The 13,370-nt window shown below is 58.9% G+C and carries 13 protein-coding genes and 3 pseudogenes; 11 read left to right on the top strand and 5 right to left on the bottom strand.

Annotated elements, in window-relative coordinates:
* The first annotated feature begins 108 nt into the window (after nt 1-108).
* Nucleotides 109-1,539, top strand: a complete 1,431-nt coding sequence (locus tag K9B32_RS21455) for a basic amino acid/polyamine antiporter (RefSeq protein ID WP_224565795.1) — start codon at nt 109-111, stop codon at nt 1,537-1,539.
* 14 nt (nt 1,540-1,553) lie between these two features.
* Nucleotides 1,554-2,810 (top strand): arginine deiminase, encoded by a 1,257-nt coding sequence (gene arcA, locus K9B32_RS21450; RefSeq protein ID WP_224565793.1) that lies wholly within the window; start codon nt 1,554-1,556, stop codon nt 2,808-2,810.
* Nucleotides 2,811-3,075: 265 nt separating this feature from the next.
* Here the strand turns inward: arcA and K9B32_RS21445 are convergent, their stop codons facing one another.
* Nucleotides 3,076-3,534: a pyridoxamine 5'-phosphate oxidase family protein gene (locus tag K9B32_RS21445; RefSeq protein WP_224565791.1), complete on the bottom strand. Its 459-nt coding sequence runs from the start codon at nt 3,532-3,534 to the stop codon at nt 3,076-3,078.
* A gap of 408 nt (nt 3,535-3,942) precedes the next feature.
* On the opposite strand from K9B32_RS21445, the gene K9B32_RS21440 reads away from it, so the two are divergent.
* Nucleotides 3,943-4,437 (top strand): GNAT family N-acetyltransferase, encoded by a 495-nt coding sequence (locus K9B32_RS21440; RefSeq protein ID WP_224565789.1) that lies wholly within the window; start codon nt 3,943-3,945, stop codon nt 4,435-4,437.
* Nucleotides 4,438-5,210: 773 nt separating this feature from the next.
* Here K9B32_RS21440 and K9B32_RS21435 read toward each other — a convergent pair.
* The 4 genes and pseudogenes from K9B32_RS21435 to K9B32_RS29160 form a co-directional block, all read right to left on the bottom strand.
* Nucleotides 5,211-5,405 (bottom strand): hypothetical protein, encoded by a 195-nt coding sequence (locus tag K9B32_RS21435; protein ID WP_183721417.1) that lies wholly within the window; start codon nt 5,403-5,405, stop codon nt 5,211-5,213.
* Nucleotides 5,405-5,572: a hypothetical protein gene (locus tag K9B32_RS21430; protein WP_007799735.1), complete on the bottom strand. Its 168-nt coding sequence runs from the start codon at nt 5,570-5,572 to the stop codon at nt 5,405-5,407. Before K9B32_RS21430 ends, K9B32_RS21435 begins: the two co-directional genes overlap by 1 nt.
* Before the next feature lie 216 nt (nt 5,573-5,788).
* Nucleotides 5,789-6,226 carry a CBS domain-containing protein gene (locus tag K9B32_RS21425; RefSeq protein WP_224565787.1) on the bottom strand — a complete coding sequence of 146 codons (438 nt, stop codon included), beginning with the start codon at nt 6,224-6,226 and terminating at the stop codon, nt 5,789-5,791.
* A 415-nt stretch (nt 6,227-6,641) separates the two neighbouring features.
* Nucleotides 6,642-6,759 (bottom strand): annotated as a pseudogene (locus tag K9B32_RS29160) (integrase); the annotation flags it as partial.
* Between the two features lie 112 nt (nt 6,760-6,871).
* Between K9B32_RS29160 and K9B32_RS21420 the strand changes: the two are divergent.
* From K9B32_RS21420 to K9B32_RS21380, 8 genes and pseudogenes are all read left to right on the top strand, one after another.
* Nucleotides 6,872-7,085, top strand: a pseudogene (locus K9B32_RS21420) (type II toxin-antitoxin system ParD family antitoxin).
* A pseudogene (locus tag K9B32_RS21415) lies at nt 7,072-7,418 on the top strand (type II toxin-antitoxin system RelE/ParE family toxin). The pseudogenes K9B32_RS21420 and K9B32_RS21415 overlap by 14 nt, the downstream one beginning before the upstream one ends.
* Before the next feature lie 533 nt (nt 7,419-7,951).
* On the top strand, nt 7,952-8,698 hold the full coding sequence (locus tag K9B32_RS21410) for a GntR family transcriptional regulator (RefSeq protein WP_224565785.1): 747 nt from the start codon (nt 7,952-7,954) through the stop codon (nt 8,696-8,698).
* A 4-nt stretch (nt 8,699-8,702) separates the two neighbouring features.
* On the top strand, nt 8,703-9,488 hold the full coding sequence (locus tag K9B32_RS21405; RefSeq protein ID WP_224565783.1) for a transporter substrate-binding domain-containing protein: 786 nt from the start codon (nt 8,703-8,705) through the stop codon (nt 9,486-9,488).
* A gap of 82 nt (nt 9,489-9,570) precedes the next feature.
* Entirely contained in the window at nt 9,571-10,242 is a 672-nt protein-coding gene (locus tag K9B32_RS21400; RefSeq protein WP_224565781.1) for an amino acid ABC transporter permease, read from the top strand.
* Nucleotides 10,239-10,898 carry an amino acid ABC transporter permease gene (locus tag K9B32_RS21395; protein WP_224565779.1) on the top strand — a complete coding sequence of 220 codons (660 nt, stop codon included), beginning with the start codon at nt 10,239-10,241 and terminating at the stop codon, nt 10,896-10,898. Before K9B32_RS21400 ends, K9B32_RS21395 begins: the two co-directional genes overlap by 4 nt.
* A complete protein-coding gene (locus K9B32_RS21390) occupies nt 10,876-11,601 on the top strand; it encodes an amino acid ABC transporter ATP-binding protein (RefSeq protein ID WP_224565777.1) in 726 nt (241 codons plus the stop codon). The genes K9B32_RS21395 and K9B32_RS21390 overlap by 23 nt, the downstream gene beginning before the upstream one ends.
* Before the next feature lie 887 nt (nt 11,602-12,488).
* A complete protein-coding gene (locus K9B32_RS21380) occupies nt 12,489-12,827 on the top strand; it encodes a hypothetical protein (RefSeq protein ID WP_224565852.1) in 339 nt (112 codons plus the stop codon).
* Nucleotides 12,828-13,370: the final 543 nt, after the last annotated feature.

Genomic DNA, 13,370 nt, shown 5'->3' with positions numbered 1-13,370 from the left:
CCTGAGACAACTCATAAGGGCAAAACCGTGCCCTGCAAAGGATACAAAAGCCTTACATCAAACTGACAGCTGAACAGAGATAATGCTTGAACTGAGAGGTTTTCTCAAATGGCAGACTCGCAGCAGAAGTTCTCACTATTCTCTCTCACCGCAATGGTGGTCGGCTCTATGGTAGGAGCCGGAATTTTCTCTCTGCCACGTACTTTTGGTATGGCAACGGGTCCGTTTGGCGCGATCATCGCCTGGTGCATTGCCGGTGGTGGCATGTACATGCTGGCGCGTGTTTTCCAGGCGCTTGCCGAACGCAAGCCCGACCTTGATGCTGGTGTTTATGCCTATGCCAAGGAAGGCTTCGGCGACTATCCGGGCTTTCTCTCAGCCTTCGGCTACTGGATCGGCAGCTGTATCGGCAACGTCTCCTACTGGGTCCTGATCAAATCAACACTCGGCGGCTTCTTCCCGATCTTCGGCGACGGCAACACGGTGGTCGCGATCGTCGTCGCGTCGATTGGAATCTGGCTGTTCCACTTCATGATCCTGAAGGGCATTCAGCAGGCGGCCCTCATCAACACTGTTGTGACGGTCGCAAAAGTTGTACCCATCATCGCCTTCATCATCATCCTTTTCGTCTTTTTCAAACTTGACCTGTTCCGACTGAACTTCTGGGGTGGCGAAGGCATGCCCGAAGCCTCGCTCCTGGAGCAGGTTCGGGCGACGATGCTGGCAACCGTGTTCGTCTTCATCGGTATCGAGGGCGCCAGCAACTACTCCCGCTACGCGCAGACGCGCGCCGATGTCGGCACGGCGACGATCATGGGTTTCATCGGCGTGTCCGCGCTGATGGTCCTCGTTACGCTGCTGCCCTATGCGGTCCTCCAGCGCCCCGAGATCGCCGCTATGAGCCAACCCTCGATGGCGGGCGTGCTTGCCGCCGTGGTCGGCCCCTGGGGTGCGGTTTTTATCAGCGTCGGCGTCATCGTTTCGGTGCTGGGTGCCTATCTTGCCTGGTCGCTGGTGTGCGCCGAAGTGCTGTACATCGCCGCACGCACGAACGACATGCCCCGTCTGTTTGGTACGGAAAACCAAAACAAGGTTCCAGCGGCGGCCCTTTGGCTGACCAATGGCATCGTCCAGCTTTTCGTCATCAGCACCTACTGGTCCCGGGATGCCTTCGCGCTAATGCTGAACCTGACCAGCGCCATGTCGCTAATCCCGTATCTTTTTGTCGCCGCATTCGGCTTTCTGTTGGCGAAGCGGCGACTGACCTATGACGTCAGGCCGGCGGAACGCAACCGGGATCTTATCATCGCGGGCATTGCCGCCATCTACACGATCTTCATGATCGTTGCAGGCGGCATGAAGTTCGTCCTGCTATCGGCTCTTCTTTATGCGCCCGGGACAGTTCTCTACTTCTGGGCGCGGCGGGAGCAGGGCAAGCAGATCTTCAACACAACCGTAGACTGGGTAATCTTCGCCGCAGCCGTTATAGGTTGCATTGTCGCGATCATTGCTTTGGCCACCGGATACCTGACAATCTGAAAAGGAGGAAAAGCATGTCTTCTGCAAGTTCCACTCCTCGGGCCCTTGGCGTCCATTCCGAAGTTGGGCAGTTGCGCAAGGTGCTGGTGTGCGCTCCCGGACGTGCCCACCAGCGGCTGACACCGACCAATTGCGACGCGCTGCTGTTTGACGATGTGCTGTGGGTCGACAATGCCAAGCGCGACCATTTCGACTTCATGAACAAGATGCGCGACCGCGGTATCGAGGTCGTGGAAATGCACAATCTTCTGGCTCAGACAGTCGCCGTGCCCGAAGCCAAGAAGTGGATTCTCGACCATCAGGTCGCCCCCAACCAGATTGGCCTCGGCCTGCTCGGCGAAGTGCGCTCCTATCTCGAAGGGCTGTCTGACCGTGATCTTGCCGAAACGCTGATCGGCGGTCTCTCGACCTACGAGTTCCCCGAGGCGATCGGTGGCGAGCAGCTGGCTCTTATTCGCGATGCAGCCGGCGTCAATGAATACCTGCTGCCGCCGCTACCGAACACGCTCTACACGCGTGACACGACCTGCTGGATCTATGGCGGCGTCACGCTGAACGCGCTCTACTGGCCCGCGCGTCACGAAGAAACCATTCTCACCACCGCAATTTACAAGTTCCATCCGGATTTCGCTGGCAAAGTCAACGTCTGGTGGGGTGATCCGACCAAGGACTGGGGCCTTGCCACGCTCGAGGGTGGCGACGTTATGCCCATTGGCAAGGGCAATGTCCTGATCGGCATGAGCGAACGCACGTCACGCCAGGCGATCAGCCAGGTCGCGGCCGCGCTGTTCGAGAAGGGGGCTGCCGAGCGCGTGATCGTCGCCGCCATGCCGAAGCTGCGCGCCGCCATGCATCTCGACACGGTGTTTACCTTCGCAGACCGAGACTGCGTGCTGCTCTATCCAGATATTGTCAATAGCATCGATGCCTTTTCTTATCGGCCGGACGGCAAGGGCGGTGTCGAACTGCACAAGGACAAGGGTAGCTTTGTCGAGACGGTACGTGACGCTCTGGGACTGAGAAAGCTGCGGGTCGTCGAAACTGGTGGCAACGACTATGTGCGCGAACGCACCCAGTGGGACAGCGGCGCCAATCTCGTCTGTGCCGCACCGGGCGTCGTCTATGCCTATGACCGCAACACCTATACGAACACCTTGCTTCGCAAGGAAGGCATCGAGGTCATCACCATTACTGGCGCGGAGCTCGGACGCGGACGTGGCGGCGGCCATTGCATGACATGCCCCATTATCAGAGACCCCGTCGATTATTGACGAACCGAAGTCTTCCCCAACGGCTTAGGTGGCAAGCCGGTGAAGGCGTCAATAACGGGTGTAGCAATGAGTGAAACTGGGCGCGAGCCCTGAACACCTTTGGCGTATTGCCGATCCTTGGGCATCGGCCCAACGTCACGACCGGCCGTTGTTTGCCTGGGACCGTGACTGGAAATTCGGCGGTGGTGGTTGAGGTTCGACAATCTCGCCGTCGGCCAGAGGAGTTCAACAGGCGCCCGGCGCGGTTGCTTCGCAAAGGTGGGTTCTATTCCAATTGCGTGGCAATCCGGCCGGAGACGTCGTTCAAATAGATGCCGTAGAAGAGATGGGCGGGAACACTCGCCGGAGGAGCCTCGTTCGGCCTCAGCGATCCGATCTCCCACCAGTTCAGACGCTTTTCCAGCAAGGACCAGGCATGAAGGCGTTCCTCATGCCAGGCCTCGTCGTCCGGCAGTTCCTGAAACCTGCCATTGAGCACCACGCTTTTCCAGCTTCCCTTTGACGGCCATTCCTCGACCTGAAGACAGACGTTCGGGTTTCGGCGCATCCATTCGACTTTGCGTCCTGGCATCGAGAAGCTATAGGCTACTCTTGCGTGGAACGCGAAGTAGATGGGGACGAGGTATGGTTGCCCTTCGTTGCAGCAGGCCAGATGCCCGTAGTGCGCGCCTTCGAGCATTTCCAGGCATTCTGCGTGAGTCATGTTTCTGAGTGTCATTGACATATTTGTTGCTCCCTTTCCTCAAAGACGGCTTTGGATTGCCACAAGTAGAAATTGCTGCGTCTCGTCGCCGCTCGACCGGTACAAGAGTACGTTGGTGACCCGCTGCGATCATTGCGATGAGAACCAGAAATAGCGCGTGGTCGGAGACGAACCAGCGCAGTCATTTGGTAGCAGTCTTGGTGCGTGCCCGAATAGGACGGGGCGCGCATCGGGGGGCCAAGACGTCAGCCGGACAGGCGGCCTTGCAAGGTGATCTGTCCTCGCGGCTGCAGGCGCCCGTCGGGACGGCATGATTGATTCGGCAACGCGGCGACTTGTGCGACGTCAGGCAGGACGCCGATCAGAAAGCACGGCGAGGATCAAACTGGCTAGCGGTGGCCTCGGACATGGCATAGACTTCACTGAGAAATGACGACGGCATCAATCAGATCCACGGTAAAAATCCGTCCCGCTACCTCGGCGGACGCGGCTGTACTTGGTTGTTTCGGTGCGCTCCTTGTCGAGCTCCACCACGAGCTCGACCCGGCGCGCTTTATCGCAACCATGACGAACACCCCAACAAAATACGCGAACTTCCTCGAACGCGAGTTGAACCGAGCCGATGCTGTCGTCCTCGTCGCGCAAGAAGACAGCATGATCCTAGGATATGCGTACGCGGCTTTGGAAGGAGCCGACTACATGTCTCTACGTGGTCCGGCGGGCGTTATCCACGATCTGTTCGTTGATCCGGCACGTCGGCGCGAGGGTGTTGGTCGGATGCTGCTCGACGCAGTCGTTGTCGAAATGGATATGCGGGGCGCCGAGCGGATCGTACTGTCTACAGCATACGGAAACGAAGCTGCACGGAGCCTATTCGCCTCCTTGGGTTTCCGTCCGACGATGGTCGAGATGACCCGAGCTTGAAGACGATATTCGGGCTTTCATGTGGAAGGCTCAATCAGGCCGGTGGGAGTACGTTCGACGGTTCGCGGGGCCGGGTTCCTCGCAGGAAGGATCGTAGACCTAGTTTAGCCAACCCGGTCTCAACCGCCTGCGTTGTTGACACCTGCATTTGCGGACGAATGCCAGGCCGTCTCGTTTTCTGTTCGTAGTCGCTGAAGGCGTTCCTGAGACCGAGCAGCCCTTCGGCCGCGGTTTCAAACATCGCCTTCAACTGCGGCTCTTCGACCTTGTCGATATCTCCAAGGACATGATCGACCATTCCATGGAGGCGTATCTGCATCCTTTTGCGCAGGGTGAACCGGATTCCAATCTGCTTCGCTGACCATTGGCCTTCTCCTATGGGCTCGTGGCTCGTTTCGAGCCCTGGTTCCCGACGGTTGCAGGTCTTTCGGCTTCATCCGGCTCCACCTGCTTCATCCTTGAACCCACCCCGTTTTTGGCCGCGAAGTTCGACTGCTCCTGTCAGTCTCGCGGCAGTTGCCCCAGAAGCAATCCGTTGCCGGCATGGTTCCCGCAGCCGGAGCATTTTAGTCTCCTGGCCAAAGTGGCAAGGGTTACGTGTTTGCCTATCCGCCTGCCAAGCTCCCATCGATCGAGCGGGGTGCTCTTTAGGCATAAAGGACAGGTGGCCAGGAGCACGAACATTTCCGGTAACGATCCGAGTGTTTCGCGATCAAGGTTGACGGCATAGTCCACAGGCAACGCCAGATTGATGCCGCGGCGGTGACGCATGTCTATTTCCGTTCGAACTCCGGCTTCCAGCCACGCGTCATGCCACGGCTGATGACGCCCTCAGTCAAGGCGAGCTGGTGACGCAGATGCCTGATGTCCTCGAGAAGCGTCGCGATGGTCGCATTTACGTCGTCGTCGTGCCAAGCGAGCGCTGCCTGCACTTCGAAGTCGACGTCTTCCTTTGTCATGGGCAGCATCAGTGCAGGTCCAGGCTGAGTTGCTGGCCTTTGATCGAAGGCAGCGGGCGGCCGATGTCGATCTTGCCAAAAACGCGCTTGCGGCGTTCGGCATCACGTTCACGTTCCGCGCGGCTGGCTGCAACAACTGCCAAAGCGTTTGCAATAACCTGTTCGGTATGGCTCATGAGAACCTCCATTGAATGTTCTTATTTTGTTCTCATTTGGTCGCCAGGTCAAGTGTCGTTTCCGGCTGGCATTTGGACGCATGACAAAAGAGCTGTGCCAGGCGTCCTTATGCGCGTCATTGCAGCGGCCTTGCGCCCAAAGGCAATGGTGCAAGCATTGGGTGAGCAGATGGCCGCGGGCCTGCCGGCAGGTTTGCTATGGCGCCACACGGACCGTCAGTGGGCCGTCTGTGAATGTGCGCCGCCGCGTTGCGAGATGCCACTCAGTGCCCTGCCTGTTTCCATGGTGTCGCCCGTCATAGCCAGATCGCCTAGCGAGATGATGCCGACGAGCCGCTTGCTTCGGTTCAGTACCGGCAAGCGCCGCACTCGAAGATCGCCCATGTTATGAAGGACATCTTCGACATCTTCGTCGTCGAAGCAGTATTTGACATCGGTGCTCATCACGTCACGCACCTTTGCGTCCGGGCCTTTACCCTCTGCCACGCCACGAATGGCGATGTCGCGATCGGTGATTATGCCGACAAGCCGGTCATTATCACCCACCGGCAGAACGCCGGCATCGAGACGTCCCATCATTAAGGCGACATCCTGTAATGTCTGTTCCGGATCGGTGATCTGAACATCGGTGGTCATGCAATTGCTGACTTTCATGGTAGTAACCTCCCTCACGTTGCTCGCGCCAAGTAGCGCGGGATAAAAGAATCAACGCGCACCGATCGGAAACGTTCCTGCCAAGAGCCCTCTAGACCGATCGTTCAAAGTCCGGCTTCATGAAGGTGCTGGAGCGTCAAATCGCCCACTTGTGGAGGTTTCAGACCAGGTCCGTTCGGGAACAGCTCGATGATCTTCGATGACCCCGGGCACGTGGTTTTTCGGGGAGCCGACTGCAGCATCTCGTCGGGTCGCCTTGCTGCAGATCCGTCCGCTGACCGGGTTCGGAATGGGACGAACCTAGCGCAAGTTTCCGGCCTTGGCGTTGAACACCGGCATCAATCTCAACGCCAGCGAGCGGAGGGCCTAATCGAATGTCTTTACGACCTGGGATTGCCCGGCTTCCCACGCTCTCATTTCGCCGCCTTGATTGCTCCATTGCCTCGGGCAAAGGGACGCGGCGATTGGCCGCCTCGGTGATATCCAGATCGCAGCCCGTGCGCGGAGAGCTCCCCAGGCTCGAGCCCGGCCATCGCCCCCCACTCGTTCCTCGACCTCACAGCGATTACATCGGAAACAGAGGAATCAAGGAATCCCTTGACATATGCGACTGGGTAGCAATCCTCGAAGCTCAAGGAGATTATTATAAGCGTAAAATCATCGATCTCGCTGACCGAGCAACAGGACGCCTTTGCCAGATCGCTTGTCGACAATGGGCGGTACTCAAGCCTGAGTTCGGTTCTCCAGGGAGCTGATCCATCGACGGTTAAACGGACCGACGCTGTCGGATGATGCAATGGCGGATGCAGTTGACGACATGATTGCGCGGAAACGGCAAGCTCTTCGTGTCGAACCTTGAATACTCGGCCGAAGCGGAGCGCGATCTTGAACGCATATTTGATCATCTCTTCGCAGCCTATAGCGATCTTGGCGATCATGCGCACGAGGCCCTGGGGAACATGCTGCCGGCCGAATTCGCGCGCTACGTTTGTCGATCCAGCGGCTGACTGAGACGCCGCTAGATTGGAACATTGCGATCCAATATCTATCCGGGCATCCGCTTTTTGGGCGAGACAAGGCCGCAGTTTGGTTCTTGCCGATAGTGGATCGTGAGACGATCATCGTTGCTGCCATCTTCTTCGGCGCGCAGGAGCATATCCGACACATGATGAGGCGACTGTTCGACAGTTGAGACTCGCGGTCGGAAACAAGGCAGCAGGCGGCTGGTTGGAAAGCCATTCGACGACAGCGGGGCGGGAGAAGGCCTAAGCAGTTCCGAAAGGACGTTGGCATCAAGAATGATCACTGGCCAAAGTCCGGCGCTTCACGGATTGGCTCACGTGCTGGATTTTCAAGGGTGACGCCGCCGGCAGGCGCAACGTGCGACAGGATCGCCTGTGCCAAAGTCCGGCGACACTCGTTCGCGAATGCGTGATCCAGGTCGCGTTGGATTTGCCAAAGGCATGCTTCTTGGAGCGCCGAGCAGGCCAGACGCCTTGGTGAGATTGATCCGGAGGTCGCCGACGACGGTATTTACGCGCCATCTCCGCGATCGCGTCGCCGAGCTGCTTGTGAGTGCAGCAATAACGGAGCGAAAAGTTCAAAATTTTGGCTGCGGCCCAACACATATGACCATGATCTAGGCGAATGCGCCCCAATACTTCTCTAATGAGTTGATATTATTAATTTCATTAGACTGGCATGCACCTTGCTTACCCGTCTTGTATGCAAGATAGCCATACAGCTGAGACCACGCAGAACCACATCGAAGAGGCCATCATCTCGGGCATTCTATCCGCCCGGATCAGGCCCGGCACGCGGCTGAGCGAAAATCAGCTGGCGTCGGTTTTCGGCGTGTCCCGGACCCGGGTGCGGGAGGCGATGATGCGGCTCGAAACGCGTGGCATCGTCACAGTAAGCCCTCGACGGGGCTGGTTCGTGGTCGAGCCGTCCGCCGAAGAGGCGATGACTGTCTATGAAGCAAGGCGCGCCATCGAGTCCGGCCTGCTGCGGGGCATGCGCACGCTCACGCACGAGGGGCGCAAGGTTCTTGCCGCCCACTTGGACGAGGAAAAGGCTGCGATGGCCGCCGGCGACCGCCAGCGCCTCACCTGCCTCATGGGTGATTTCCATATCCGCATTGCCGAACTTGCCGGCAACACGATCCTTGTCGAAATCCTGCGCGACCTCACCGCCCGCACGATCCTCATCTCGATGCTCTACCAGTCGGAGTTCCATGCCGGGCAGTCCCATGAGGGACACTGCCGTATTTTCGAAGCGATGGAGGCCGGCGATTTCGTCAGGGCCGCCGAGCTCTCCGTCGAACATCTGGACGAGGTGGAGACCGGCCTGGATCTCACGACGCGCCCGGACCCTCTGTCGGAACTGCGCAACTCCCTGTCGCTCCCTCCCAGGACCGTGCCCGCCCAACCGTCGAGCACACGAAAAAACGCAACCTCAAAGGAGAAATGAACACATGCTGACAAGAAGAACATTTTTTGCAATCGCAACGCTGGCAGCCGCCGTCGGCTTCGCTTCCGCGTCCCATGCCGATGCGCTCGGCGACATCACCGCGCGTGGCACGCTGCGCGTCGCCGTGCCGCAGGATTTCCCGCCTTTTGGCAGCGTCGGCACCGACATGGCGCCGATGGGCTACGATATCGACGTGGCCAACCTGATCGCCGAAAAGCTTGGTGTTAAGAGCGAACTCGTGCCAGTCACCAGCGCCAACCGCATTCCCTACCTGCAGACGAACAAGGTCGATCTGGTCATTTCCAGTCTTGGCAAGAATCCGGACCGTGAAAAGGTCATCGATTTCTCGGCAGCCTATGCTCCGTTCTTCAACGGCGTGTTCGCGCCCGGCGAACTTTCCGTCGCCAAGGTGGAAGACCTTTCCGGCAAGACCGTCGGTGTCACCCGCGGCGCTGTCGAAGACCTCGAGCTGACGAAGATCGCGCCGGCCGATACCACGATCAAGCGCTACGAGGACAACAACGGCACGATCTCCGCCTTCCTCTCCGGTCAGGTCGAGACCGTTGCGACCGGCAACGTCGTTGCCGCCGCCATCCTCGCCAAGAACCCGCCGAAGCGCCCGGAACTGAAGTTCCTCATCAAGAACTCCCCCTGCTACATCGGCCTCAGCAAGGAGCAGCCGGCGCTTCTGGAAAAGGTAAATGCCATCATCGCCACCGCCAAGGCCGATGGCACGCTGAACGCCATCGCCCAGAAGTGGCTCGGTACCGACCTCCCGAAGGACCTCTAAGGAAACCGCGCTTTCAGGGTCATCCCGCGCGCTCGACGCGGGATGACCCACGTCACCGCCGGTATCAGAGAGGGAGAATTTCGTGAGCTACCATTTCGAATTTGGATGGCTGCTTCAGTATTACCCGCAGATCGTCAAGGGAGTACTGATCACCATCGAGCTTATCGCGATCGGCGGTGTGCTCGGCATTTCACTCGGCACCTTCTGCGCCTGGGTGCGCGCGCTTGGACCTGCCTGGCTGAAACCCGTGATCGCCGCCTATGTCGAGCTGATCCGCAATACGCCGTTCCTGATCCAGCTTTTCTTCATCTTCTTCGGCCTGCCGTCGCTTGGCCTGCAGCTTAACGAACTGACGGCCGCCAACATCGCCATGATCGTCAATCTCGGCGCCTATAGCTGCGAGATCATCCGCGCCGGCATCCAGGCGACGCCGAAGGGACAGTTCGAAGCGGGCGCGAGCCTTGCCATGACGCCGTTCGAAACCTTCCGTCACGTCGTTCTCGTGCCGTCGCTCCAGCGTATCTGGCCGGCACTCTCCTCGCAGGTGGTGATCGTCATGCTCGGCTCCTCCGTCGTGTCGCAGATCGCCGCCGAAGACCTGACCTTCGCCGCCAACTTCATCCAGTCGCGCACCTTCCGGGCCTTCGAGGCCTACATCGTCTCGACCGCCATCTATCTGGCGCTGGCGATCCTGCTTAGGCAGGTGCTTTCGGTCGTTGGCGGGTTCATCTTCCCGAGGAGGCTTACGCGATGATCGAGTTCACCGTCTGGGACATCCTGCGCAACCTGCTGCTTGCCACGCGCTGGACCATTCTCCTCTCGCTCGTCTCGTTTATCGGCGGCGGCGCGGTCGGGCTGATGCTGCTCTTCCTGCGCATCAGCAAGCGGAAATCACTCAGGGCCTTTGCGAAATACTACATCGAGCTTTTCCAGGGCACGCCGCTCCTGATGCAGCTCTTCATCGCCTTCTTTGGCCTTGGCCTTTTCGGCGTTGACGTGCCGGCATGGCTTGCCGCCGGTCTGGCTCTGATCTTCTGGACTGCTGCCTTCCTCGCCGAAATCTGGCGCGGCTGCGTCGAATCCGTCGCGAAAGGCCAATGGGAAGCCTCCGCCAGCCTCGGCATGGGCTGGCTCCAGCAGATGCGCTACGTCATCCTGCCACAGGCGTTGAAGGTCGCCGTGCCGCCGACGGTCGGCTTCTCCGTCCAGGTCGTCAAGGGAACGGCGCTGACCTCGATCATCGGCTTCGTCGAATTGTCCAAGGCAGGCACCGTCGTCACCAACGCCACCTTCCAGCCCTTCACCGTCTACGGATTCGTCGCCCTCATCTATTTCGCGCTTTGCTGGCCTCTGTCGAAGAGCAGCCAGATCCTCGAAAGGAAGCTCAATGTCGCTCATCGAAATCACTGAAGTCCGCAAGAGCTACGGCACGAACGAGGTGTTGAAGGGCATCAACCTGGACGTGGAGCCCGGCGAAGTCATCGCCATCATCGGCAAGAGCGGTTCGGGAAAATCGACCCTGCTTCGCTGCATCAACGGCCTTGAGACCATCACTCAAGGCTCGATCTCGGTGGCCGGCGCCCAGCTTCTGGACGACGAGGTGCACTTGAAGGCGTTGCGCCTGAAGGTCGGCATGATCTTCCAGCAGTTCAATCTCTTCCCGCACCTTTCAGCCGGCGCCAACGTCATGCTGTCTCAAACCGTCGTCAAGAAGACGCCGAAGGCGGATGCTGAAGCGGTCGCTCGCAAGATGTTGGACCGCGTCGGCCTTGGCCATAAGTTCGATGCCTATCCCGACCAGCTTTCAGGCGGCCAGCAGCAGCGCGTCGCCATCGCCCGGGCGCTTGCCATGCAGCCGATCGCACTGCTTTGCGACGAGATCACCTCGGCGCTCGACCCGGAACTCGTTGCCGAAGTGCTGGCTGTCGTGCGCGAACTTGCCGCCGAGGGCATGACCCTGCTTATGGTGACGCATGAAATGAAATTCGCGCGTGACGTCTGCTCGCGCGTCGTTTTCATGCATGAGGGCAAGGTTCATGAGATCGGTCCACCGGAAGAGTTGTTTGCCGCTCCGAAGACGCCGGAGCTGAAGCAGTTCTTGGGCGTTCATTGATTGGTAAGAGCTTGTTAATCAAACTGCGTGGGAGAACTTACCCCCGCGTTCCGAAGTCTTAACCCTGCGGCCTTCGTCAGGTTGAGTGGGAAGGGATCCCTTGGACGCCGGTAGCGTCGGGTCATTTCCGCCGAGGCATTGCCAAACATCTGCTGAAAACAATGCCGCCGGCGGGGAGCGCCGAGAGCGCAACTGTCCGGTGGTGTCGGAACGCATGCGGATTGGTGGGCCGCGGCTAGGTGAGGCAGGCGAGGGCGGTCAAGTGTTCGTGATAGCCCTCGCATCCGCTTGATGGTGCGGCATTTTCGCGTCAAGGACGCAAATCATCGCGGCGGGGAGATTCCATATGAGCAGATTTCACGCATTTGCGGCAGTTGGAATGATCATTTGTCTGACCGCGATCATTTCAGCTTGTACGACGACACCACGAAATCCGAACCCGCCTGATTATCAATACCAACCGAGGACTTCCGTGAATCCGGCCTGTGCCGGCGGGTTCAGACCGAGCAATGAGCGGTCGTGCAGCTACTGACCCGGTTGCGACTTGGTGTCACTTGGGATCCAGCAACTCGGGACGCGGCTCGATGGACTGGCTGACCTTTACGACCATCAAGCGCGACGAACTATTCGACTTGATCGCAGGAACGTTTAGGGCGCGAAATGCGCGCTTGCCCGCCGAAAAATGCGGTCTTTTTCTTCAAGGTCACCAATGGCGGGCGCGGTCACCACCTGCGCCCACACAAGCAGCGCGCCGGCAGGTTTACTCTGTACGCGGCCGATCGCCCGCGCCACAACCAGTCCGCGAAAAGCGTAAGTCTCTGTACACGCAACGTTCATGGGCGGTTCAGGCTTGATGGCTCTATGTAGTTAGCGAGGAGGAGTCGATGATGAAAAAGCTCTTATCCGCTCTCACAGCAATGGGCCTGGCGGCATTTTTCGCCCTACCGCTAAACGCCGCGCCGATGTTCGTGCCGATACCCGAGCAAGCGCAGACCGGCGATGTCGTGCAGGTCAAAAACCGGCACCATGGTCATTGGCGTTCGGATCGCTATTGGAACCGGCGGTACGCCTACCGTTCCTGCCGTTACTACGGCAACTGTTACCCTCGCCACTACGGGTACCGCGGTTATCCGAGGTACTATGGCTATCCTCGGTACTACGGCGGCTATCCTGACTACTACGGCTATCAGCGGCGGTCGGGCGTGACCCTGTATTTTGATTTCTAGCCGGTAGCGCTCGCAGGTAGGGAGAAGAGTCGCAACGATTGCGACTCCAGCGACGATCCAAAACGGTTCACCCATCAATGCGGCCGTCGCTCGCGTTCGGGCGGCGGCTTTTTCTTGTGCTGTCAAGCGCAGACATCGGAATGAAAAAAGACCGCCTCGGGTTTAGCCGGGGCGGTCAACGCGGATTCGATGTCCGCTAACCCGGTGAAGGGAGGAACACCGGCGCTGCTGCTCGCCTCGTGGGAGGGGAATGAGGCGACGACAACCTATCAGCTGACCGCACCTTGCGAAGCTATACAGCGGTTTGCCTGAGCTGGACCCTGGGACGGGCCGCGCTGCAGTCACCATCCAAGGGCGTACCACAAGGTAACGCTTGCGGCACCTTCACGTTCGATGGAAGACTTCGTCGGTTAGGAGCAGGAGAAAGTTCTCGTCGTCGATCTTATTCGCAACTTGGCCGTCTTCCGTCATATAATCGACGACAGGTGCCCGCGGTTTCCCGTCTGGCGGGGATGACGGAAATTTTCGTTGTTCGATAATAAC

Origin of the sequence: Rhizobium sp. 3T7, from assembly GCF_020166565.1 — a bacterium.
GTDB lineage: Bacteria > Pseudomonadota > Alphaproteobacteria > Rhizobiales > Rhizobiaceae > Rhizobium.
Note: the sequence above shows the minus strand (reverse complement) of the source record. Positions and strands in the feature narration are given on the sequence as shown.

What these genes read in the sequence shown, in the direction of transcription:
- K9B32_RS21410 (WP_224565785.1), top strand. Translation starts at nt 7,952, where the DNA reads ATGCAAGATAGCCATACAGCTGAGACCACGCAGAACCACATCGAAGAG.
- K9B32_RS21425 (WP_224565787.1), bottom strand. Translation starts at nt 6,226, where the DNA reads ATGAAAGTCAGCAATTGCATGACCACCGATGTTCAGATCACCGATCCG.
- K9B32_RS21405 (WP_224565783.1), top strand. Translation starts at nt 8,703, where the DNA reads ATGCTGACAAGAAGAACATTTTTTGCAATCGCAACGCTGGCAGCCGCC.
- K9B32_RS21390 (WP_224565777.1), top strand. Translation starts at nt 10,876, where the DNA reads ATGTCGCTCATCGAAATCACTGAAGTCCGCAAGAGCTACGGCACGAAC.
- K9B32_RS21435 (WP_183721417.1), bottom strand. Translation starts at nt 5,405, where the DNA reads ATGCTGCCCATGACAAAGGAAGACGTCGACTTCGAAGTGCAGGCAGCG.
- K9B32_RS21445 (WP_224565791.1), bottom strand. Translation starts at nt 3,534, where the DNA reads ATGTCAATGACACTCAGAAACATGACTCACGCAGAATGCCTGGAAATG.
- K9B32_RS21455 (WP_224565795.1), top strand. Translation starts at nt 109, where the DNA reads ATGGCAGACTCGCAGCAGAAGTTCTCACTATTCTCTCTCACCGCAATG.
- K9B32_RS21395 (WP_224565779.1), top strand. Translation starts at nt 10,239, where the DNA reads ATGATCGAGTTCACCGTCTGGGACATCCTGCGCAACCTGCTGCTTGCC.
- K9B32_RS21380 (WP_224565852.1), top strand. Translation starts at nt 12,489, where the DNA reads ATGAAAAAGCTCTTATCCGCTCTCACAGCAATGGGCCTGGCGGCATTT.
- K9B32_RS21430 (WP_007799735.1), bottom strand. Translation starts at nt 5,572, where the DNA reads ATGAGCCATACCGAACAGGTTATTGCAAACGCTTTGGCAGTTGTTGCA.
- arcA (WP_224565793.1), top strand. Translation starts at nt 1,554, where the DNA reads ATGTCTTCTGCAAGTTCCACTCCTCGGGCCCTTGGCGTCCATTCCGAA.
- K9B32_RS21440 (WP_224565789.1), top strand. Translation starts at nt 3,943, where the DNA reads ATGACGACGGCATCAATCAGATCCACGGTAAAAATCCGTCCCGCTACC.